Origin of the sequence: Arthrobacter sp. MYb227 (assembly GCF_002975435.1) — a bacterium.
GTDB lineage: Bacteria > Actinomycetota > Actinomycetes > Actinomycetales > Micrococcaceae > Paeniglutamicibacter.
Window position 1 is genome coordinate 126,370 of sequence record NZ_PCPT01000006.1, and the last position, 22,379, is coordinate 148,748.

The window sequence follows — 22,379 nt, forward strand, 5'->3', positions numbered from 1 at the left end:
TTTGGGAAAAGGCGGCCCGCCGTTTGTATTTGTAGCTTCGTTACCCGAGGATCAACTTGTTTGACGGCATACTGTTCCCATGACGCAAATACTCTGGATCAATGGCGCATTTGGCTCCGGTAAGACAACTACCGCCCAAAAACTCTTGGAGCTACTGCCCGGTGCTCGTCTCTTTGATCCCGAGATAGTGGGATTCATGCTCCGTCACTACATCACCGAACCTATCAAGGATTTTCAGGACTGGCCGGCATGGCGAGGATTGGTTCCGGAAGTCGCTGCACAGATGCTTCGGCACTATGGAGGAGTTCTGGTGGTGCCCATGACGATCCTGCGTGAGGACTACTTGACAGAGATTCTTGCCGGATTGACGCTGCAAGGCATCGAATACCAACATATTTTGCTCGATGTCTCCGAGGCGGAATTGATCCGTCGTATCGAGTCCGACACCGTTGAAACAGGTGCCCGACAATGGCGTCTTGAGCATGTTGAAACATATGTACAGAACCGTGAGTGGTTGCGCGCGAACTCCCACGTGGTGGAAAGCCGCAGGCTTAATGCAGAACAGGTGGCCAGCGTGATCGCCGGCCACCTTGCAGCGCTCACATCGTAGGGGCTAGAGCCCTCTGCCGCCTTCCCAGATGGCCTCGGAGGTGCCGGTGAGCAACGAGTTCACCGATACTGCTTGGGCATCGGTAAACGAGGCAATGTAATCGACAATGGCTCGGGCACGTCCCAAGCGTTGGATTTCTTGATGATCGATATTGCCAAGCACGCTCTTGTCCGTTGAATGTAGCTGGCTGTATTCCCCGGTGGCGGCCTCGACCGAATCCAGTAGCCTGCGTGGGGCACGGGCGGCATCATATTTATCATCGAGCCATGCGGCAAAGCCCTCGGCTAGTGAGCGCAGGATCCGGGTTTGTCCACGCTGGTAGAGGGCTAAATCCGAGCGGTCCAGCACAAAGCGGGAGTGAACAAACTTCAGCACGACCACGTCGTGCCAGGCGGCATCGCTGAGCCGGACGTGACCGCTGCGAATCGTGGGGTTTCGTTCAACGGTAATTGAAGCCTGCAGCCTATCGATCCAGCGCCTAGTGAACGCGGTGACGGCCCGATCCGCATCCAAGCCGCCGTCATAGGGCAGCGAGAGCAGCCCCTCGACAAGATCGTGTTGGATGCGTTGCACCGATTCACGAAAGGCCAACGCATTGGCTATCCATGGATCCTTGGCCAGCACACGGCGCCAGGCACGCTCAAGCCCGTGGCCCGGGCGGCGCGGATCAAGTTCGTGTTCCGAAAGTCTGGTCATTGAAGAACCTGCATTGAGCCAGGCGGTGAGTTCGGCGGACACCGTTGTATATTGCAGAACCCCGGCGCGGTAAAAATCATCGAGGTCGTGCACCGCGTAGGCAATGTCATCGGCAATATCCATGACCGAGCATTCAAGGGTCTGCTGGTTAGCCGCAATATGAGGGAAAACCGAAAGTGCGTCACGCATCTCGGTGGCCTCAATGTCATAGGCCGAATACTTCATGGCTCCACCGCCTACGCTTTCACCCACACCGCGCGGCAAAAGTTCCGGTGAAATCTCGGGGGAATTGCGCCATTGGTTCCGGGTCCACGGGTATTTCAATACCGCTGCCTTGACGGCGCGAGTCAGATTCAATCCACGTGCGCTGGCATCGCAGCTATCGAGCGCGGTGAGGATCCTGAAGGATTGGGCATTTCCTTCGAACCCATCGGGGAGCCGTAGGACCTTGCGGGCCACGCGGTCCAGTTCTTGTTCGCCCAGGTGCCCAAAGGGCGGGTGGCCCAGGTCGTGGGCCGCGGCTGCGGCTTGGACCACCACCGGATCGCAACCACCGAGCTCGGTTACCAAATCTCGAGTTGCTTCATCGCAGGTGCGCAGCCCAATGGCGATAGAGCGTGCCACGGCCGAAACCTTCAGTGAGTGGGTCAGCCGGTTGTGCACCACGGTGCCTGCCCCTGCCTGCGGGATGACCTGGGTGACCGCCGAAAGTCTGGAAAAATAGGGGGAGAAGCGGATGCGTTCAATATCGACGCGGAAGTCGTCCTCGTCCGGACGCGGCGCTTCGGGGATCATGCGCTGCCGGCCGCCGGTTAGATGTGTCTGGTTCCTGTATTCCATGATGCGCACCAGCCTAGTTTGTCTTGGCTCAACCGTGGTGGCGAACCACGGAATCATTGGCAAGAAACAGCAGTTCAAGGAGCTAGCTTGAATGCAAATAGCTATGGCCGGCACCTATGCAAGGCACCGGCCACAGCTAGTGGGGGATGAGAGCTCTCTTTGCTTAGACGAGCGTCTTCACCGGGGTCGGCAACGGTACATTGATTTCCGGTACGTAACGCACCGCACCCTTATCCGCCGACAGTGCGAAGGCGGCGTAGGCACGCAGCGCGGGGGAAACCACGCGGTCGCGGTCACGTGGCTGGTAGCCGATGGTGGCTTCCAGGACCTCGCGGCGGCGATCCAATTCCGCGTCGCTGACCTCAAGGGTGATGGCGCGAGTCGGGATATCGATGGAGATCGTGTCGCCGTTCTCCACCAAGGCAATGGCGCCGCCTGCGGCAGCCTCGGGGGAGATGTGCCCGATCGAAAGACCGGAGGTGCCACCGGAGAAGCGGCCATCGGTGATCAATGCACACTTGGCACCCAAGCCAAGTCCCTTGAGGAATGAGGTGGGGTAGAGCATTTCCTGCATGCCCGGACCGCCACGTGGGCCCTCATACCGGATGACAACTACATCGCCGGGAACGATTTCCTTGCTCAGGATTGCGGTGACTGCATCATCCTGGGATTCGAAGACCACTGCCGGACCGGAGAAGGTGAAGATCGACTCGTCTACACCGGCGGTCTTGACTACACAGCCATCCACTGAGATGTTACCGCGCAACACGGCCAGGCCGCCCTCAACGGAGTGGGCATTTTCCATCGAGTGGATGCAGCCGTTCTTGGCATCCAGATCCAAGGTGTCCCAGCGTTCGGACTGGGAGAAGGCCTCGGCCGAACGCACGCAGCCCGGGGCCGCGTGGAACAGCTCAACGGCGGTCTCGGTGGCCTTGCCTCCACGGATGTCCCAGTCATCAAGCCAGGAGCGCAGGTCGGTGCTGTGGATGGAGCGGACGTCGTGGCGCAGGCGCCCGCCGCGATCCAGCTCGCCCAAGATAGCGGGGATGCCACCGGCGCGGTGCACGTCCTCAACCAGATAGTCGCCGTTGGGAGCAACCTTGGTCAGGCAGGGGGTGCGGCGGGAGATCTCATCAATGTCATCGAGCGTGAAGTCCAGTTCCGCTTCCTGAGCGGTGGCCAGCAGGTGCAGGATGGTGTTTGAGGAACCGCCCATGGCAATGTCCATGGTCATGGCGTTCTCGAAGGCCGCCCGGTTGGCGATGGCGCGCGGCAGCACCGAGGCGTCGTCGTCGAAGTAGTAGGACTTGGTGATGTCCACGATCGCGCGTCCGGCATCCTCATAGAGGTCCTTGCGGGCAGTGTGGGTTGCCAGCGTGGTGCCGTTGCCCGGCAGCGAGAGGCCCAAGGCCTCGGTGAGGCAGTTCATCGAGTTGGCGGTAAACATGCCCGAGCATGAACCACAGGTGGGGCACGCTGCTTCTTCAACGCTCAGCAGGTCCTCATCGGTGACCGAGTCATTCACGGCATCGGCGATGGCGGAGATCAGGTTCAGTCGCTTGCGTACCGTTCCATCCACCAGCACTGCGGTGCCACCCTCCATCGGTCCGCCGGAAACAAAGACGGTGGGGATGTTCAGGCGCATGGCTGCCATCATCATGCCCGGGGTGATCTTGTCACAGTTGGAGATGCAGATCAGTGCATCGGCGCAGTGGGCATTGACCATGTATTCGACCGAGTCGGCAATCAAATCGCGTGAAGGCAGCGAGTAGAGCATGCCGCTGTGTCCCATGGCGATTCCGTCATCGACGGCAATTGTATTGAATTCGCGCGGGATGCCGCCGGCTTCGATGATGGCATCTGAGACTATGCGGCCCACCGGCTGCAGGTGGGTGTGGCCGGGGACAAACTCGGTAAAGCTGTTCGCCACGGCGATGATTGGCTTTCCAAAGTCGGAGCCCTTGACTCCGGCGGCGCGAAGTAGGGCGCGGGCGCCGACCATATTGCGGCCGTGGGTGACTGTTCGTGAACGTAATTCAGGCATAGTCCAAGTCAATCAGCAGTTCCCAAAGATCGGAAGGCGGCGCTAATACTAGTAGTGGCAGTGATAGATTTAGAGTCATGAGTGAAGCACGCAGAATGGAATTAGGGCAGTTTCTGCGGGATCGGCGCGTTAACCTGGTACGCGCAGAATTAGGCCTTCCACCCATTGGCCGCAACCGCACCCTAGGCTTGCGTCGAGAAGAGATTGCCGCTTTCGCCGCGGTCAGCGTCACCTGGTACACCTGGCTTGAACAGGGACGCGACATTAACGCCTCCCGTCAGGTCCTAGAATCCATTGCCCGAGTACTCACCCTGACTCATGCCGAAACCGCGTACCTGCTGGCCATGGGCGGTTATACGCCGACTCCGGCCACCGAGGTCACCAGCATTGAACAGGCACCCGATCACCTGCAACGATTGCTAGACACCCTTGACTTCCCGGCCTTTGCGGTGGCCCCGGACTGGGGGATTGCCGGGTGGAACCGTGCCTATGCCGGGCTCTACTCACGCATTGACTCGGTGGACCCGAGTGAGCGAAACCTGCTCTGGCTGATTTTCACCGATCCTCATCTGCGTCAGATGCTTCCGGACTGGGAAGAAACCTCACGGCACTTCGTGGCGGAATTCCGTGCCGAGGCAGGTGCCCGGCTCGGTTCCGCGGCGCACGCGGCACTGATCGGTCGGTTGAGTGAAGCCAGCGTGGAGTTTGCCAAACTCTGGGCGGACCGCGGAGTTGAGCGTTTTGCCTCTAGGCAGCGCATCTTCCTACACCCCGAGGCCGGGGAACTGATTTTTGAACAGCACCGCTTGGTGCCCTCTGATGCGCCGGAGCTGCACCTAGTGATGTATGCACCGGTGCCTGGAACTTCAACGAACGAAAAAATGCGCACACTCTTATCCGGTCCAACCTCCTAAACCGATCGGCACCCCGAGAAATTATCAATGGTGCTGAAGAACTGCTGGTGCCGGAGTGCAACGTCACAAATGCTTCACGAGCGGTGCCCGACGTAACCAAAGATGCCAAATTCTCCAATAAACTCGCGGAATTTGGCGCACCTCATCACGTAATAATGTGACGCCGTCGGGCAGCGATCATGACGAATCCCTGTCACATGAAGTGTTTTTGCCTTTCGTGACGCACCTGCCGCCCTGCGCCTTGCAAGGTGCATCTGCCGGGAACAAGATAGATACATCAACCATCAAGAGCGGCTGAGAGATCTGGCTCGTTGACGCCGCAGCAACCATTACCAAGAATGGATTCCTCCTTATGTGGGGCGTCTATTCGGTGAGGGTGCTAAGGCCAGAAGCGATGGAGCACCTTTAGCATCCGCTCATCATCGCCGTAGAAAACCGTCACCGGTTTTTCGCGGCTTTATTTGCGGACCCCCTGAAGTCTCCCTCGTATCGACGAGGAGAAACACATGAGTATTGCAGCGTCTGCGGCCCCGCCGTCACTGTCCTACGAGCTGTACCCACCGGTGAACCGAGCTGCTTCAGAAAGTATCTTCAAAAGCATCGAGGCACTGGAAAGTACCGACCCCGACTACGTCTCGGTCACCTACTCGGGAACGCACACCCGTCGGCGTGCTTCCCTGGACTTGATCGAACACCTCATCCAGAACACCAGACTGCGGCCCCTAGCCCACCTCACCTGTGTGGGAGAGAGTAAGCAGTCACTGGAAAATCTGATTCGACACTTTATCTCGTTGGGAGTCCGTGGCGTATTAGCACTGCGCGGAGACTTGCCAACGGATCCGGATGGATGGCGTGGCGAATTCCCTTTCGCCCGCTACCTGATTGAACTCATTCGTGAAGTTGAAACCGACCACTCGGCAGCCTTAGCAGGTGGACGGCTGGGGGTTGGCGTGGCTGCCTACCCTATCCAACATCCCGAATCACCATCGTTTGATCACGACGTTGAAGTCTTGCTGGGTAAGGAGCGCTCCGGCGCTAACTACGCAATCACCCAGGTGTACTTCCGTCCCGAGGAATACACGAACCTTGTCATCGCGGCACGGAAGGCGGGGGTGAGCATCCCGATCATCCCGGGAGTTATTCCGCTGTCGAGCCCTAAACGATTCGACCGACTGGCTTCCATGGTCGGAGTAGCCCCGGACCCACTGCTAGCTCACGCATTGGAAACTGCCTCATCGGATGCCGAACGCCACAAGATCGGTGTTAATGCGGCAGCGAACCTGGCCCAACGCGCCTTTGACGACGGCGCACCAGGAGTTCACCTTTACACCTTCAATGACCACAGAGGCTCACTGGATGTCATTGAAAAGTTAGAACTTCCACGCACCAGAGCATTGGCTAACAACATGTGGGCCGAACGCGCAGCTGTCTAGCCGCACACTTCATCACCACAAACTTTTACATTCAAGGAGAATCACCATGTCGAAAGCAACATTCCCCGCAGTTTCCATCCTCGGCTACCCACGCATCGGGCCAAACCGCGAACTGAAAAAAGCACTTGAATCGCACTGGGCGGGACGCAGCGAAGAACCAGCATTGCACGCCTCGGCTTTCGAACTACAGCAGGCGAACAACGCAAAGCTCACCGCCCTTGGCCTAAATGCCACAGACGCCTCACTGCCGGGCGACTTCGCCTACTATGACCAGGTCTTGGACGCTACAGTTGCACTCTCTGCCCTACCAGCCCGATTCGCAGACCTGGCCGGCAAAAACGGTTCAATCAACACAGCAGCCTCCTTCATATTGGCTCGTGGCGATGAAAGCCGTGCCCCACTGGAAATGACCAAGTGGTTCGACACCAACTACCACTATCTGGTTCCTGAAATCGGCGAAACCACCCAGATCATCCCCAACGCAGGTAATTTGGTGGAATCCTTCAAGGCTCACCAAGCGGCCGGGAATATCATCCGCCCAACGCTCGTTGGCCCCCTCACCTACCTGCTGCTGGCCAAGGCAGAAGACGGAGCCGCGGAAGGCTTTGATCCACTGAGCCGGATCGATGAAGTTGTCGCAGCCTACGCAGCGATCCTTGCCGAACTCGGTGCCGCAGGAGCACCCTGGGTACAGATTGATGAGCCGGCATTGGTCACGGACCGTGGCGCCGCACTTGCGGTACCCGGTGCACTTGTCGAGACCGTCTATACGACCCTTGCGGCTGCCACCGCACGCCCGGCGCTCTTTGTCACCACGGGGTACGGAACCGCGGGCGATATCAACCGCCCGGGTGCCGCCCAAGGTATTTTGGCCCGCGCCGGAGCCGATGCGGTACATGCCGATTTGATCCGCGGTCAGCATCCAAGTGCAGAATTCTTGGGCGATCTTGCCGGTTCCACATTGGTCGCAGGCATCGTTGACTCACGCAATATCTGGCGCAACGACCTTGCTGCTTCGCTGGGCGTCGTACAGCAATTGCGTATCGAAGTGCAGAACGCCGGTGGCGTACTTGCCGTGGGCACAGCCACCTCGCTGCAGCACGTTCCACACGATGTCGCCCTTGAAAAGAACCTGCCGGCTCACCTTCCTCAATGGCTGGCCTTCGCCAACCAAAAAGTCGTCGAGGTCATCACCCTTGCCAAGGGCCTGGCCCGGGGCGAATCAGCGATTGCCGCAGAACTTGCGGCAGCGGAATCAGCAATCACCCACCGGGCCTCCTTTGCCGGCACCACGGTTCCTGCAGTTCGCCAACGCCTTGAGGCCCTGAATGATGCAGACTTTGCTCGCTCGGATTCGGTGATTCGTGACGAAGCACAGGATCTAGCACTGCATCTGCCACCGCTGCCAACGACCACCATTGGTTCCTTCCCGCAGACCTCCGAGGTCCGCACGGCACGTGCCGCACACCGCAACGGCAGCATCGACGATGCCGCCTACGAGGGCTTCCTCAAGGCAGAAATTGCCCGCGTTGTAGAACTTCAGGAGTCCCTGGGCCTCGATGTCTTGGTGCACGGTGAGGCCGAACGCAACGACATGGTGCAGTACTTTGCCGAGAACTTTGAGGGTTTCTCGGAAACCGAAAACGGTTGGGTCCAGTCCTACGGCTCGCGTGCCACTCGCCCCTCAATCCTCTGGGGTGATGTCTCCCGCCCGGTGGCCTTCACGGTTCCGTGGATTTCTTACGCAGCCTCGCTGACCAACAAGCCACTCAAGGGCATGCTGACCGGCCCGGTCACCATCCTGGCCTGGAGCTTCATCCGCGATGACCAGCCACTTTCGGTTTCCGCAAATCAGGTTGCACTAGCCCTGCGCGATGAAATCGATGACCTGCAAGATGCCGGCATTGGCATTATTCAGGTTGATGAGCCGGCCCTGCGCGAACTGCTTCCCCTACGCAAGGAAGACCAAGCCGCCTACCTGAAGTGGTCGGTTGATTCCTTCCGCCTCTCCACCGCCGGTGCCAAGGATGCAACCCAGATCCACACCCACCTGTGCTATTCGGAATTTGGTGAAATCATCGACGCGATCGACGCACTCGATGCGGATGTTACCTCGATCGAGGCTGCCCGCTCTCGCATGGAAGTCACCGCGGATCTGACCGAGTTCGGTTACTCACGCGGTATCGGTCCGGGCGTCTACGACATTCACTCGCCACGTATTCCCTCAACCGAGGAAGTCGCCGAGCTCATTGACATCGCTTTGGCTTCGTTGCCTGCCAAGCAGCTGTGGATCAATCCAGACTGTGGTCTGAAGACTCGTGGCTACGCGGAGACTGAAGCTTCTTTGGCGAACGTGGTGCAGGCGGCAGTCAGCGCCCGCGCCACGTTGGGTGCAAGCGTCTAAACGCGGCGCGACACTAGATTTTCACCTTCCGACCACTACCTCGAGTCCCAATCTTGGTCTTGGATCTGGATGTGAGAAATAGGGGGGGATGAGTGCTCTGCTGTCACCCGCAAATGACACCAGAGCACCAATCCACACCCACCTTCCAAATTTTGAACAAGCCGTCCGAAAGGCACGATCATGGACATCAATACCCGGAACAACGCCACCACCGAAATTCATACTGGCTACAGCCCCACCGGTCCCCACCGTCCCATGACCGTGCCCATCTACAATTCGGCTGCCTTTGAATTCCCAAACTACGCAACAGCAGCAGAACTCTTTGCGCTGAAGAAGCCCGGCTTCACCTACTCACGCACCGGCAACCCAACTGTTGCCGTATTGGAAGCACGGGCCGCGGCACTCGAGGGCGGTGTGGGTGCCATCGCCACTGCAACGGGCCAGGCAGCAGTTGCCATCTCCCTGCTCGCCTTGTTGCAGGGGCCCAATCACCTGGTTGCTTCAAACAAGCTCTACGGTGGCACCGTTGATCTGCTCACGGATACCTTTGCCGACTTCGGCATCACTGTCACCTTCGTAGACCCGGAAGATCCGGCGCAGTGGGCAGCAGCGATCACTGAGAAGACTCGTGGCTTTCTGCTTGAATCCGTCTCCAACCCGCTGATTACCCTTGTAGATTTGCGAGCCATCACCGATATTGCCCACGCATCTGGCATCCCGGTAGTAGTAGATAACACCTTGGCAACCCCTGCAGCCTACAAACCGATCGAATTTGGCGCAGATGTTGTTGTGCATTCGGCGACTAAGGCGCTGGCCGGACATGGATCGGTTCTTGGGGGACTGGTTATTGATGCTGGAACCTTTGATTTCTCGGATGCGGCACGTTGGCCACAGATCGCCGCGGCGAAGGCCCGTTATTATGGAGATTCCTTGCTTGAACGCTATGGAGTTCAGGCCTACTTGATGCTTGCACGCTCCAAATTCCTCCATGATCTGGGCCCGACTCTGGCTCCGGCCTCCGCGTCAGCGATTCTTACGGGTATTGAGACGCTCTCGCTGCGTGTGGCCAAGGCTCAAGAAAATATTCTTGCCGTAACCCAAGCTTTGGAAGTACACCCGGCCGTGGCCAAGGTTCATCATCCTTCGCTGCGGGATCATCAAGATTATGAGCTGGCGGAAAAGGATTTTCCTCGGGGAACGGGCTGTGTTTTCTCCTTTGATCTGCTGGACCCCACCGCGGTACCGGCAGTTGTTGATTCGCTCAAGCTTTTTGCTCTGGCAGCAAACATTGGGGACGCTCGCTCGCTGGTAGTTCATCCGGCGGCCATGACCCACTGTCGACTTAGCGATGACCAGTTGGCAGCTGCTGGAATCCGGCAGGGCACACTGCGTGTTTCGGTTGGCCTAGAAAATGCCGATGACCTGATCGCCGATCTTTACTCGGCACTCGAATCCCTGATTACGGTGCCAAATATTTCTCTCCATGAATCCGTTAGCGCCTAGAAGAAGAACGATGATGAGCAAGCTACAGAACACTACCGAATCCTTGAACAGCCATTCATTCAACACCCTGGCCATCCATGCGGGACAAGCGCCCGACCCACTGACCGGTGCCGTCATTCCTCCGATTTATCAGACCAGCACCTTTGTTCAAGATGGCATCAATGTGCTGCGCAATGGACACGAGTACTCACGTGGTTCGAATCCCACGCGTAATGGCTTTGAAACCCAACTCGCCACCCTGGAAGCAGGGCATGCAGGTTTTGCTTTTGCCTCGGGCATTGCCGCCGAGGATGCACTGCTGCGTGCGGTATTAGAACCGGGTGATCATATTGTGCTGGGTGCAGATGGGTATGGGGGAACTAATCGGCTGATCAACCGACTTCACGGTAAGTGGGGGATCACCAATACTCCGGTAGACATCACAGACCTTGGCGCTGTTGCCGCCGCGGTACAGCCAGGAAAGACAGCACTTTTGTGGGTGGAGACACCGTCCAACCCGTTACTGGGCATCGCAGATCTTGCCGGGTGGGCCAAAATCGCCCAAGAGGCCGGGGCACTACTGGTAGTGGATAACACCTTTGCCACTCCGTTCCTGCAACGGCCCATCACCCTGGGCGCGGATGCCGTGGTGCATTCAACAACCAAATACATTGGTGGACACTCGGATGTTTTGGGAGGTGCCGTCATTGTTGCCGACAAGATCTTCCGCGGTCAGTCATTGGCCGAAACGGTAGGATTCCAGCAATTTGCTGGCGGGGCCGTCGCCGGTCCACAAGACTGTTTCCTCGCCGCCCGAGGATTGAAAACACTGGGGTTGCGTATGGAAAGACACTGCTCAAATGCCGCAGTCATCGCTCAATGGTTGCAGCATCGTGACGAAGTTTCGGCAGTTCTCTACCCGGGGCTCGAATCGCATCCAGGACATGAACTGGCCAAGACGCAAGCGGATGGGTTTGGTGGCATCGTTTCGCTGCAATTTGCCGGTGGTGAGGCCGCGGCACGCGCCTTTGCCGAGAGCACCGAGCTCTTTGCCTTGTCAGTTTCCCTAGGCGGCGTGGAATCGCTGATCTGCTATTCCTCAGAGATGACTCATGCCTCGGTTATCGGCACAAAGCTGGAAATTCCCAAGGATCTGGTGCGACTGAGCGTTGGTATTGAACAGGTTGAAGATCTTCTTGCCGATCTTGAGCTAGGACTTAGCGCGGCACGTAACGCATCGCTTGCGGAGGCATCCGTCTAAAAGAATTCCCGGTCGTGTGCCGGGTACTAAATGTGCGTTGGCCGTGTAAGGGGAGTCTGAGGGGACTGCAACACGGCCAACGCATTTTTTGTGGGTGGACATCAAGATTTCGTCACCGGGCAGCAAGGGAAGCGCAAACGTAGGAAGATTGAGACATGGATTTTGAACTACTGATCATTACCGATTGCCCCAACAGTGCACCAGCTGCCGAACTCTTCACGAAAGTTATGGAAGCCGCGAATCTGAATGCAACAGATCTAAAAATCCGCGAACTGAGATCCGAAACCGAAGCACAGGCCTTGGGGTTTCATGGATCGCCCACCTTTGCGGTAGCGGGTCAGGACCTTTTTGCATCGGCAGCGGAGCCCGCCCTGAGCTGTCGTGTCTATCCAACTCCCACTGGCCTGGCTGGACTGCCTGTCTTTGAGGAGTTATTGGAATCGGTCAATAAAGCAATCGCCGAAAATGATCAAATCAACTAGTTCTCGTTTTGATCAAAATGATCATGAAACGTGGCGCTAAGCGGTGATTTTTATACGTTCAATGGTTTGGAATGGCCGGTTTGGCGTAACATTTGGAGTATGGTCGATCATTTTGCAATGATCAATGCATGTCTTCCGATCAAAATGTGCAACAAAAACCAGAAGTAGCGGGCGAAGAGCGTAGCGCCAAGATAGCGGTAACCCTTTTCCCGCTACTCGTATTGGCGGGCGGAGCCATTGCCCTGCTGACACCTGAATCGTTTTCAGGCTATTCCAAAGCCATTAACCCGCTACTGATGATCATTATGTTTGGCATGGGTCTAACCCTGACCCTGCCGGACTTCGCACTCGTGGTACGAAAGCCACTTCCAGTACTTTTGGGAGTTGTGGCCCAATACCTGATCATGCCGTTATTGGGTCTCGGAATTTCATTACTTTTGCAATTACCCCCGGCACTGGCCGCTGGCGTTATTTTGGTCGGTTGCGCACCGGGTGGAACAGCATCAAACGTGGTGACCTACCTGGCTAAGGGCGATCTTGCGCTTTCGGTGACAATGACCTCGATTTCTACGTTGCTGGCCCCTGTCTTCACACCATTGCTGACTCTTTGGCTTGCGGGCCAATATTTACCCGTTGATGCCGGTTCCATGGCTAAGACCATCGTGCAGATTGTGTTGATCCCCGTGGTGCTGGGACTGGTGCTGCGCGCGCTGCTGCCGGCTCTGGTGGACAAATTGCTTCCTGCCCTTCCCTGGGTTTCGGTCATCGCGATCACCGGCGTGGTCGTCATCGTGGTGGCAGGTAGTGCCGCGGCCATCTTCAGCGCCGGTGCGCTGATCCTGCTGGCCGTCATCCTGCACAACGCGGGCGGCATCGCGCTGGGCTACGGAACGGCCAAACTGTTCAAACAGCCCATAGCCTCGCGCCGCACCATGGCCATCGAGGTCGGCATGCAGAACTCCGGGTTGGCCTCGGGTCTGGCCAAGCAGTACTTCACCCCGGAAGCCGCGCTACCTGGTGCGGTGTTCTCGGTCTGGCACAACCTATCCGGTGCGTTGATCGCCGCCTACTGGCGCCGTTCCAGCGCGAAGAACGCCGAGCGCGAAGCCCTCGAATCCGAGCTCGCTTCCAAGTAGTCAACCGTTGAATCCACATGCCGAAGGTTTCCTCGTTGCCCACATAGTGGGCGACCGGGGAGCCTTCGGCCGTTGTACAGGGTGGGTCCGAAAGGGCCACCTACTCGATGCCGTCGTCCAAGGCTGTCGGTTTTAGTGGGTTACCTTTGTGATGGCTAGCGCGTGCGCGGCCGTATGGGCTGCGTGAATTCTGCTTCCACCACCATTGTTCGGTGTTAGTCACGATTCTTTGCAGTTGGCTATCATGCAACGGGGTGAACCCCGCGGTGAGAAGTTCTTGATAAATGTCATGTGCCGCACCGTGGGACAAGCTATTCCATTGTTGAGGGTTCCGGACCCCGTAACGGTGATCCTTGCACCACGCATTGAGCCTATGTAGCAATTCTGCACCCGTGTCCATAATCGATGCTCCTGGTGGCCCTGATATTAAAGGTGGATTCTTCGTTCCGTTCTTCCTTGACTGGGTCCATGTTCACGTCATGGTGTTTCCCTCTGGTTGCTTGAGTCCCGTTATTATGAGCCTAATCCGCGTGGCATGCATGGACTGCACTACCGCGCACCTTTCTTGTTGAGACATCCTCAAACGAAATATTCGGATACGGCTCTAGGCAACACACACATATCTGCCATGAGATATTGGGTGCGGTGGCTAGCTGCATGGTCCATGGCGAACGCAGTAGCGGTGAGGGTAAACCGGCACACGGTACCTGCAACGAGGTTCACACTTGTGATTGAAAGATGCCGGGGTTAAACGATTTTGCCGTATCGGATTACTGGGGTGGATCAACCCTCGAACGGAGCCGGTAGCACGTCTCTGCTGGAATTAGTGGAGATGATTTCTAATCGTGGATCTTGATGCAAAGCCATGAAGAGTTCCGGTACGGCGGCAACTATCAGCGAATCCGGGTACAGGCCCGTGCCCCATGCGAAGGAACCGGATGGATCCTCAACAAATGCCGGAACCTGGTCCCGCACGCCATGGAAGATGATTTCCTCTAGGCCGATTTCCTCATGCAGGTACTCACGGCCGACAAAGAAACTTGTGCTGGCTTGATCGGTGAATGGTGGCGAGTAGCCGACCCAGCTTCGGGTATGTAAAAACGAATTGGTGCTCACCCACGACCCTAGAATCTCACGCAACGCATTGGCGGTTTCCCTAGCGAGACGACCCAAGGGAGCCGCCGGTAGCACCGCGCCGGGATGCTCCGCGAGGTAACCACTGACAAGTTCGTTGCAGTCGGTAGAAGCAGTGAGCTCGAAACCCAAAGGCAATATTGACGACCAGCTCAGTGGAAGATCGGCGCTGTCTCGGGCGGGAAGGAAGAGACGCAGCATGCGCAGCGCATTAAATTCCTTGCCAATGTAGTTTCGGGCCAACAATACTTCTTCCTTCCTCAGTGCAAGAGCAATGGGATGCAGCGGGGGGCCATGCTGGGGTGCGGAATTTCTTCCGAATCACCGGCGCAGCCCCCCGCTGCTAGGAACTACGAATTACTGGTTCGCGCCAAATCATTCGGGTATCGAATGCCCAGCTGGTGGCGAATGCCATCAAAGATAGCCATCGTATTGATCGAGTGTTCCCACGTCATGGTGGGAGACTCAGTAAGGCCTTCCTGGATGCAGCGGGTCGCTTCACGGAACTCATAGGTGTAGTTCTCGCCCACCGGTTCGAAGACCTCGGTCCGTGCAGGTCCATTAACCGGATGGATGAAGAGCTTGGTGGGGTTGTGTAGCGGGGCGTTGGTGCCCAGCCAACCAGCGGTGCAAGAAACCCGGGCTTCCCGTGTTGATGAACTGTTCAGCGAGACCATCAGCTGTGCATGACGTACACCGGAGTAACCCAAGGTGATGGCCGTCTGCAGATCCACACCATCTTCATTCAAGTCCGCACTAGCCTGGACCGAGGTCGGGAAACCCATGGTACCAATGGCCCAAGTCAACGGGTAGACGGCAAGGTCTAGCAGAGCGCCGCCTCCCGCAGTCGGGTCAAAGAGTCGCCATTGAGGATCGTACTGGGCTTTAAACCCAAGATCTGCCTGAACCCAAGAAGGCTCGCCCAATTCTCCAGACTCTAAAATTTCCATGGCCCTAGCAAACGCAGGGGTAAAGCGTGACCAAACAGCTTCCATGAGGAATAGATCTTGCGCGGCTGCCTCGGCAACCAATGCACGAGCCTCTGCCGCGTTGATGGTCAACGACTTTTCGCAGACTACGTTCTTGCCAGACTTCAAAGCCGCCATGGCAATTTCAAAGTGTTGACCGTGCGGAGTAGCAATGTAGACGGCCTCAATTTCTGGTTCATCAAACATTGCCTGATACGACCCGTAAGCCCACTCAATATCGTGTTCGTCGGCAAATGCGCGTGCTCGTTCCTCGTTGCGTGAGGACACTGCAATCACGTTGGCATCTTCCAACGACTGCAGGTCAGCAATGACCTTTGAAACAATGCGCCCGGTCGAGACTACGCCCCAATTCAGCGAGCGGCCCGTGGCCTTGATCGGCGAGGGGGCGCTTGCGGCGGCGGCAGGTGGTGCCTGGATGTAACTAACCATCGTTGGTGTGCTCCCTAATCAGTTGGGCTTGGTGGAATTACTTTGGTGGAACCTCTAGGGGCATGAGACTACAGAGCTGCGTTGGCCTCACGGTGTTTTGCTGCAAGAACTAGGTAGTGGGCAGCATTTTCTTTCAGTGATTCGACCTCTTCATCGCTGAGCTCGCGGCGGACCTTGGCCGGGACACCGGCTACCAGCGAACGCGGGGGAACCTGGGTGCCTTCAAGGACCAAGGCGCCGGCGGCAACAAGGCAGTTATCGCCAATGACGGCACCGTTCATGATGGTGGCGCTCATGCCGATCAGGCAGTCATTGCCCACGGTTGCCCCGTGGACAACTGCCGAGTGGCCCACCGAGACGCGCTCGCCGATGCTGCAGGGGAAGCCGGTATCTGCGTGAAGTACAACATTGTCCTGCAGGTTGGTGCCCTCCTTGACAGTGATGGTGTCCGAGTCGCCGCGGGCCGAAACCCCATAGAAGGCACTGGAATTTGCCCCGAAGTGCACATCGCCGGAAAGCGTGGCGGTGGGTGCCAAGAACACGCTGGGATCAACGGAAGGAGTAATGGAGTCAATGGTAATGATGTGAGCCATGGCACCAACTGTAGTCGTTGGTAGCTAAGAACACCGGTAGCAGGGGCTTCGCGGACAGCGAAGCCAAACATTGCCAGGTGGTTAGAGGGAGTGGCTCATGAGGTTCGGCGCCGGCGCAGGTAAGCCTTTCCAAGCTGGCGGAGAAACCCTAACCCGTCGAGTATGAGAGGTAGTCAGCAGGGGCTTTTGGGCATTTGCAGGAAATGTGGGGAGAAGTGAGCAGCATGAAAACAAATTTGCTTAGACGATATCCGGTAGTTGTTGCAACGCTTGTGATCTTGCTAGGCACGTTACTGATGCTCCCTGCCGACCTGGGGGATCCGGCCCGGTGGATTGCAAGTATTTTTGCTTTGCTTGTTGCCGCCCAAGTGGGGTGGGGGATGCTCAAGGACATTCTCAAAGGTCACTGGGGAATCGATGTTCTTGCCTTCACCGCCATCCTCGCCACCGTATTTGTTGGTGAATGGATTGCTGCACTGATTATCTGCCTGATGGTCTCCGGCGGTGGGGCCTTAGAAGATTATGCCCAGCAGCGGGCAACTCGTTCACTTTCCGAGCTCATGAACAGGGTTCCCACTCGAGCTCAAATCATTGATGCTCAGGGCAATATCAACGAGGTTGATCTTGCGGAGGTGGCCCGGGGTGACACAGTGATGGTGAAACCTGCCGAAATTCTTCCCGTCGACGGTGTACTGCTGGATGCTGCGGCCGAGTTTGATGAGTCTTCACTGACCGGTGATTCTCTTCCGGTCCACAAACTGGCAGGTGAATCTTTGATGTCCGGTGCCGTGAATGGCAGCACTGCGGTGCGCATGCTGGCCACCGCCAATGCCGCTAATTCGCAGTACGCGCGCATTGTAGAACTAGTCAAAGAGGCCTCGGCGTCCCGAGCCCCGGTGGTCCGTCTTGCCGACCGCTTTGCTGTGCCTTTTACGTTGCTAGCCTATCTGATTGCTGGAGTTGCCTGGTGGTTCAGTGGGGACCCGGTGCGTTTTGCCGAGGTTCTAGTTGTTGCAACCCCGTGCCCATTATTGATCGCAGCCCCTGTCGCCTTCATGGGTGGCATGAGCCGCGCAGCGAAGAACGGGGTGATCGTCAAGGACAGTGGCACCCTTGAGCGACTGGCTGCCGTGAAATCTGCGGCGTTTGATAAGACCGGAACGCTCACTCGTGGCACCCCGGTGCTGCGTTCCATCGAGTTGGCCAGTGGCTATACGGCTGACGAGCTATTGGCACTTGCTGCAGCCGCTGAGCAATACTCGACCCACGTTCTAGCTGCCTCGATTGTTGCTCAGGCCAGGCAGCGCGGACTGCACATAGCGGCAGTTTCCGAAGCCAGCGAGGCCGCGGCCAATGGCGTGAGCGCAGTAGTGGAAGGCAAACGAGTGCTGGTGGGCAAACCTGCCTGGATTGATCCGCAGGTCCAAGGCTTGAGGCGCCATATTCCCGGGCCGGGGGAGTCCTCGGTGTATGTAGGGATTGACGGTGTTTTTGCCGGGACCATTGTTCTAGCTGATGAGCTCCGTCCAGATGCTCATACGATGCTTGACCGGCTACGCGACTTGGGCGTGCAAGAAATGGTGATGCTAACCGGTGAACAACAGGCCACCGCGGATCACATTGCCAAGGAACTTGGACTCGATACGGTGCATGCCGAATGTCTGCCCGAGGACAAGGTGAGGAGAGTCGGTGAACTTACACACCGTCCGGTGTTGATGGTTGGTGACGGGATCAACGATGCACCGGTGTTGGCAGCAGCAGAAATTGGTATTGCCATGGGCGCGCGCGGTTCAACTGCCGCCTCACAGAGCGCCGATGTAGTGATCATGACCGAACATATTTCACAGGTTGCCAACGCGGTACGGATAGGCCGCGATACAGTGCACATTGCTTTGCAATCGATTTGGTTGGGAATTATTTTCTCCCTAGTCCTGATGCTGATCGCTGCAACAGGCGTATTACCAGCAATCTTTGGTGCCTTGAGCCAAGAAGTTGTTGACCTAGTGGCGATCCTCAGTGCACTGCGCGCACTGAAGGGGAGCGGTCCGCTTCCGAGTGCGAGGAAACCAGTGATGGCCGAATCCGTACAAGGGAACTAGCCGTGCGCGCTCGGCCGATCCTGCCGAGCACCCACGGCTTCATCGCGAAGGTGTTCTTCTTGAGAGCCACTTGGGCTGTCATAGGCGGGTTCCCGGCCCGGAAACCGTCTCATGGATGTGGCGACGCTGTGCCTAGGAGAATACGACGGTACGGTGACCATCGAGCATGACGCGGCGCTCGGCATGCCACTGCACCGCATGAGTCAGCGTGCGACCTTCAACGCTGCGGCCCATGGCAACAAATTGATTTGCAGTACGAGCATGATCAACGCGAATCACCTCTTGCTCAATAATGGGACCCTCGTCCAAATCGGCTGTGACATAGTGTGCCGTGGCACCAATCAGCTTCACACCACGGGCATGTGCCTGGTGGTAGGGCTTAGCCCCCTTGAAGGAAGGCAAGAACGAGTGATGGATATTGATCGCTTTGCCGTTGAGCGCTCGGCATAGATCATCGGAGAGAATCTGCATGTACCGAGCCAGTACCACAAGGTCAATCTGGTGCTTAGCAACAAGTTCCAACAGTTGGGCCTCCGCGGCGGCCTTACCGGCAGCGGTGACCGGAATATGCACAAAATCAATGCCATAGAAATCGGCCATGGGTTTCAGGTCCAGGTGGTTAGAAACGATCACCGGAACATCAATGGGCAAGGTTCCAGCACGCTGGGCAAAGAGTAAATCATTGAGCGCGTGACCTTCCTTAGAGCACATGATCAGCGTGCGCAACAATGTTCCCTCGGCGCTAATCGAAAGGTCCATCGAGAACGCGGCCTCAATAGGCTCCAGTGCATCACGCAAGAAAGCTAGGTCTTGGTCGGTTTCCACGGCAATGCGCATAAAGAAAGTATGAGTTTCGGGGCTCTCAAATTGCTGCGACTGGGTGATATTACAACCCGCCTGCAAGAGGGCACCGGAAACTGCATGAACGATTCCCGGACGATCGGGACAGGACAGGGACACAATGAATTCGTTGGTGCTCACTTGCATGAGGTTACCCGTTGAACGTAAAGCTTTTCGAGCGTATGAAGCCGTCATTGCGTCAAAAACTGGGCAATCTAGCTAGAAAGTGGGAAGCAGCACACGCACATCAAGCAAAGCACTGGACCTCACTGCTGCCGCACGCCCGGCACGCGTTGCACCAATAGTGGAAGCCGAAGCCCCGTAACCCACCAAAAACAAACCCGGCACCCGCGCCACCGACACCGAATCGGTATCCATCAAGATCCCGCCGCCGGGTTCCCGCAGATTCAGTGACGCCAAATGATCCAACGAGGCCCTAAAACCCGTGGCCCACAACACCACATCAATTCTTTCACTGCTCCCATCCGCAAAACGCACAGAGCGCTCGCCGAAGCTGGCGATCTTTCCACGTGAAATCAAGACACCGGATTCGATGCCCGCTGCATAGAAATCTGTCATGGGTAATCCGGTGACCGACACCACGCTGCGCGGTGGCAGTCCGGCATGAGTACGTTCATTGACCTCTGCCTCAATGCCAATGCCCCAAGACTTCTCGGTGGGTGCCGTGCGCCACTGAGGGGGACGCCGGGTCGACCAAAGGGTCTGGATACCGTGAGCTTCAAATTGCAAGAGGAATTGAGCAGCGCTGGTTCCACCGCCCACCACGAGTACTCGCTTTCCGAGGAATTCATCGGGAGAGCGAAAATTGTGGGTATGTAGTTGACGCCCAGTGAATTCGCGTTGGCCCCGATAGGACGGCCAATAGGGTTTATCCCAAGTTCCCGTGGCGTTGATGATGGTTTGGGCAGTGAGCTTCCTCCCATCCGCGGCTAGAATCGTGAATCCGGTTTCTAGGGAACCGTTCACTGCTTTGACCTTGAAGGGGCGGATCACTGGGAGTCTAAAGTGGGCTTCGTAGGCGCCGTAATAGCGGGCAACCACCGCTGATGCTGGCTCACTAGGATCTGGTTTTTGCAGGGCAAAACCGGGCAATGGATGAAGCCCGTGGGCTCTGTCAAAAGTCAATGAATCCCAGCGGTGAAGCCATGCTCCACCCGGGCCATCATTGGCATCTAGGACCATAAAATCTTCGAAAGATTTGTGTCCCTTGCGCAGCAAGTGGTGGGCTGCCGAAAGGCCAGCCTGCCCTGCCCCAATGATCACGGTCTTCAAGTCCGGTCCAACGCCACTCACGTAACCCGCGCTCCCTACTAAAATGATTGAAACTTCAACTGTCATGAGGTGTAACAGTCTGTGGTGACTGAGTATTCCGTCTAAGATTGAAGGTGTCGCAACTGGCGTTGGGTGGGGTGAACCACCGGGGAGCGACACAAGCAGTTAACCACGGACCGCGCGCCTGGGCCCGGGGGTTGAAAGATTTCGTCAGTATGTTCCCTGCCCGAAGCACAACCCTCACCCCGATGGAGTTCAACATGAACAACAACACCGTGACCAACATGTCCCTGGCCGAGCTTGACCCGGAAATTGCCGAGGTCCTGAAACTTGAACTTGGCCGCCAGCGCGACACCCTAGAAATGATCGCCTCGGAGAACTTCGCCCCGCGCGCAGTACTCGAAGCACAGGGATCGGTCCTGACCAACAAGTACGCCGAAGGCTACCCGGGCCGTCGCTACTATGGCGGCTGCGAACACGTAGATGTTGCAGAAAACCTAGCCATTGAACGCGTGAAGTCCCTCTTTGGTTCAAAGTTTGCAAACGTTCAGCCACACTCTGGCGCCAGCGCCAACGCCGCGGCACTCTCGGCAATGATCAAGCCCGGGGACAAGATCCTTGGTCTCTCCCTGGCACACGGTGGACACCTCACTCACGGCATGAAGCTGAACTTCTCCGGCAAGCTCTACGAGGTTGCCGCCTATGAAGTTGAGCCAGATACCTTCCGCGTGGACATGGACAAGCTACGCGCTCAGACCATTGCCGAAAAGCCGCAGGTTATCATCGCCGGTTGGTCCGCTTACCCCCGGCAGCTGGACTTCGCGGCATTCCGTTCGATTGCCGACGAAGTTGGCGCGCTGCTCTGGGTTGATATGGCCCACTTCGCCGGACTCGTTGCCGCTGGTCTGCACCCAAACCCGGTTCCATACGCAGATATTGTCACCTCAACCGTGCACAAGACCCTCGCAGGTCCACGCTCGGGGCTGATCCTGACCAATGATGCCGAGCTGGCCAAGAAGATCAACTCAAATGTCTTCCCGGGTCACCAGGGCGGACCGCTCATGCATGCAATCGCCGGAAAGGCGGTTGCCTTCAAGATTGCTGCAGGCGAAGAGTTTGCCGACCGTCAGGTGCGCACCCTTGAAGGCGCCAAGCTTTTGGCCGAGCGTCTCACCGCAGCAGATGTCACCGAGGCAGGCGTCTCTGTGCTGACCGGCGGCACCGATGTGCACCTGGTGCTAGTTGACCTGCGCAACTCGGAGCTCGATGGCAAGCAAGCAGAAGATTTGCTGCATGAAATCGGCATCACCGTGAACCGCAACTCGGTACCGTTTGACCCGCGCCCGCCGATGACCACCTCGGGCCTGCGCATCGGCACCCCGGCACTGGCAACTCGCGGCTTTGACGTTGCGGCCTTTACCGAGGTTGCCGACATTATTGGTATCGCGCTACGCGACGGACAGAACGCAGACAAGGCGGCACTGAGTGCCCGCGTCGAGGCCTTGGCCGCAGCTTTCCCGTTGTACCCGGGCCTGGACTAAAAACCACAAAGCAACAAAACGGTTCTTGGTCTGCCAAGATCGGAACTAAGAACTTATCACTGCTCTCAGAGAGTGTGAGCGCGGGGAATGCACCCCCAGCGGGCCCGGCGCTCACACTTTTGATGACATGCAATATTTTTTGAAACGGAGCTTCATTAC

At 57.3% G+C, this 22,379-nt stretch carries 17 protein-coding genes and 2 riboswitches; of the genes, 10 read left to right on the forward strand and 7 right to left on the reverse strand.

Annotated elements, in window-relative coordinates; translation table 11 throughout:
• Positions 1-79 precede the first annotated feature (79 nt).
• Complete coding sequence (locus CQ018_RS13385) at positions 80-610, forward strand: AAA family ATPase (RefSeq protein ID WP_105550505.1); 531 nt, start codon at positions 80-82, stop codon at positions 608-610.
• 3 nt (positions 611-613) lie between these two features.
• Here CQ018_RS13385 and CQ018_RS13390 read toward each other — a convergent pair whose 3' ends face one another.
• Positions 614-2,146: a deoxyguanosinetriphosphate triphosphohydrolase family protein gene (locus CQ018_RS13390; protein WP_105550583.1), complete on the reverse strand. Its 1,533-nt coding sequence runs from the start codon at positions 2,144-2,146 to the stop codon at positions 614-616.
• 163 nt (positions 2,147-2,309) lie between these two features.
• Complete coding sequence (gene ilvD / locus CQ018_RS13395; RefSeq protein WP_105550506.1) at positions 2,310-4,190, reverse strand: dihydroxy-acid dehydratase; 1,881 nt, start codon at positions 4,188-4,190, stop codon at positions 2,310-2,312.
• Between the two features lie 77 nt (positions 4,191-4,267).
• On the opposite strand from ilvD, the gene CQ018_RS13400 reads away from it, so the two are divergent.
• The 7 genes from CQ018_RS13400 (at position 4,268) to CQ018_RS13430 (ending at position 13,302) form a co-directional block, all read left to right on the forward strand.
• Positions 4,268-5,104 (forward strand): helix-turn-helix transcriptional regulator, encoded by an 837-nt coding sequence (locus CQ018_RS13400; protein ID WP_105550507.1) that lies wholly within the window; start codon positions 4,268-4,270, stop codon positions 5,102-5,104.
• Between the two features lie 278 nt (positions 5,105-5,382).
• A riboswitch (SAM riboswitch) is annotated at positions 5,383-5,505 on the forward strand.
• Positions 5,506-5,610: 105 nt separating this feature from the next.
• Positions 5,611-6,537 (forward strand): methylenetetrahydrofolate reductase, encoded by a 927-nt coding sequence (locus CQ018_RS13405; RefSeq protein ID WP_105550508.1) that lies wholly within the window; start codon positions 5,611-5,613, stop codon positions 6,535-6,537.
• Between the two features lie 46 nt (positions 6,538-6,583).
• Positions 6,584-8,941 carry a 5-methyltetrahydropteroyltriglutamate--homocysteine S-methyltransferase gene (gene metE / locus CQ018_RS13410; protein WP_105550509.1) on the forward strand — a complete coding sequence of 786 codons (2,358 nt, stop codon included), beginning with the start codon at positions 6,584-6,586 and terminating at the stop codon, positions 8,939-8,941.
• A gap of 180 nt (positions 8,942-9,121) precedes the next feature.
• Complete coding sequence (locus CQ018_RS13415) at positions 9,122-10,444, forward strand: O-acetylhomoserine aminocarboxypropyltransferase/cysteine synthase family protein (RefSeq protein ID WP_105550510.1); 1,323 nt, start codon at positions 9,122-9,124, stop codon at positions 10,442-10,444.
• Positions 10,445-10,457: 13 nt separating this feature from the next.
• Complete coding sequence (locus CQ018_RS13420; RefSeq protein ID WP_105550584.1) at positions 10,458-11,684, forward strand: cystathionine gamma-synthase; 1,227 nt, start codon at positions 10,458-10,460, stop codon at positions 11,682-11,684.
• A 155-nt stretch (positions 11,685-11,839) separates the two neighbouring features.
• Positions 11,840-12,166, forward strand: coding sequence for a hypothetical protein (locus tag CQ018_RS13425; RefSeq protein ID WP_181149890.1), 327 nt, complete (start codon positions 11,840-11,842; stop codon positions 12,164-12,166).
• Positions 12,167-12,294: 128 nt separating this feature from the next.
• Positions 12,295-13,302 (forward strand): bile acid:sodium symporter family protein, encoded by a 1,008-nt coding sequence (locus CQ018_RS13430; protein ID WP_105550511.1) that lies wholly within the window; start codon positions 12,295-12,297, stop codon positions 13,300-13,302.
• A 783-nt stretch (positions 13,303-14,085) separates the two neighbouring features.
• Here the strand turns inward: CQ018_RS13430 and CQ018_RS13440 are convergent.
• The 3 genes from CQ018_RS13440 to CQ018_RS13450 all read right to left on the reverse strand — a co-directional run bounded on the left by CQ018_RS13440 (position 14,086) and on the right by CQ018_RS13450 (position 16,447).
• A complete protein-coding gene (locus CQ018_RS13440) occupies positions 14,086-14,682 on the reverse strand; it encodes a hypothetical protein (RefSeq protein ID WP_105550513.1) in 597 nt (198 codons plus the stop codon).
• Between the two features lie 104 nt (positions 14,683-14,786).
• Positions 14,787-15,854 (reverse strand): Gfo/Idh/MocA family protein, encoded by a 1,068-nt coding sequence (locus CQ018_RS13445; RefSeq protein ID WP_105550514.1) that lies wholly within the window; start codon positions 15,852-15,854, stop codon positions 14,787-14,789.
• Between the two features lie 68 nt (positions 15,855-15,922).
• Positions 15,923-16,447 carry a gamma carbonic anhydrase family protein gene (locus tag CQ018_RS13450; RefSeq protein ID WP_105550515.1) on the reverse strand — a complete coding sequence of 175 codons (525 nt, stop codon included), beginning with the start codon at positions 16,445-16,447 and terminating at the stop codon, positions 15,923-15,925.
• Positions 16,448-16,671: 224 nt separating this feature from the next.
• Between CQ018_RS13450 and CQ018_RS13455 the strand changes: the two genes are divergently transcribed.
• Positions 16,672-18,546, forward strand: coding sequence for a heavy metal translocating P-type ATPase (locus CQ018_RS13455; protein ID WP_105550585.1), 1,875 nt, complete (start codon positions 16,672-16,674; stop codon positions 18,544-18,546).
• Between the two features lie 132 nt (positions 18,547-18,678).
• Here the strand turns inward: CQ018_RS13455 and purU are convergent, their stop codons facing one another.
• Together purU and CQ018_RS13465 are read right to left on the reverse strand one after the other, a co-directional pair.
• Positions 18,679-19,533 (reverse strand): formyltetrahydrofolate deformylase, encoded by an 855-nt coding sequence (gene purU, locus CQ018_RS13460; protein ID WP_105550516.1) that lies wholly within the window; start codon positions 19,531-19,533, stop codon positions 18,679-18,681.
• Between the two features lie 72 nt (positions 19,534-19,605).
• Complete coding sequence (locus tag CQ018_RS13465; RefSeq protein WP_258142611.1) at positions 19,606-20,700, reverse strand: NAD(P)/FAD-dependent oxidoreductase; 1,095 nt, start codon at positions 20,698-20,700, stop codon at positions 19,606-19,608.
• Positions 20,701-20,787: 87 nt separating this feature from the next.
• A riboswitch (ZMP/ZTP riboswitch) is annotated at positions 20,788-20,876 on the forward strand.
• Positions 20,877-20,939: 63 nt separating this feature from the next.
• Here CQ018_RS13465 and glyA point away from each other — a divergent pair.
• Complete coding sequence (glyA, locus tag CQ018_RS13470) at positions 20,940-22,220, forward strand: serine hydroxymethyltransferase (protein ID WP_308729183.1); 1,281 nt, start codon at positions 20,940-20,942, stop codon at positions 22,218-22,220.
• Positions 22,221-22,379 lie beyond the last annotated feature (159 nt).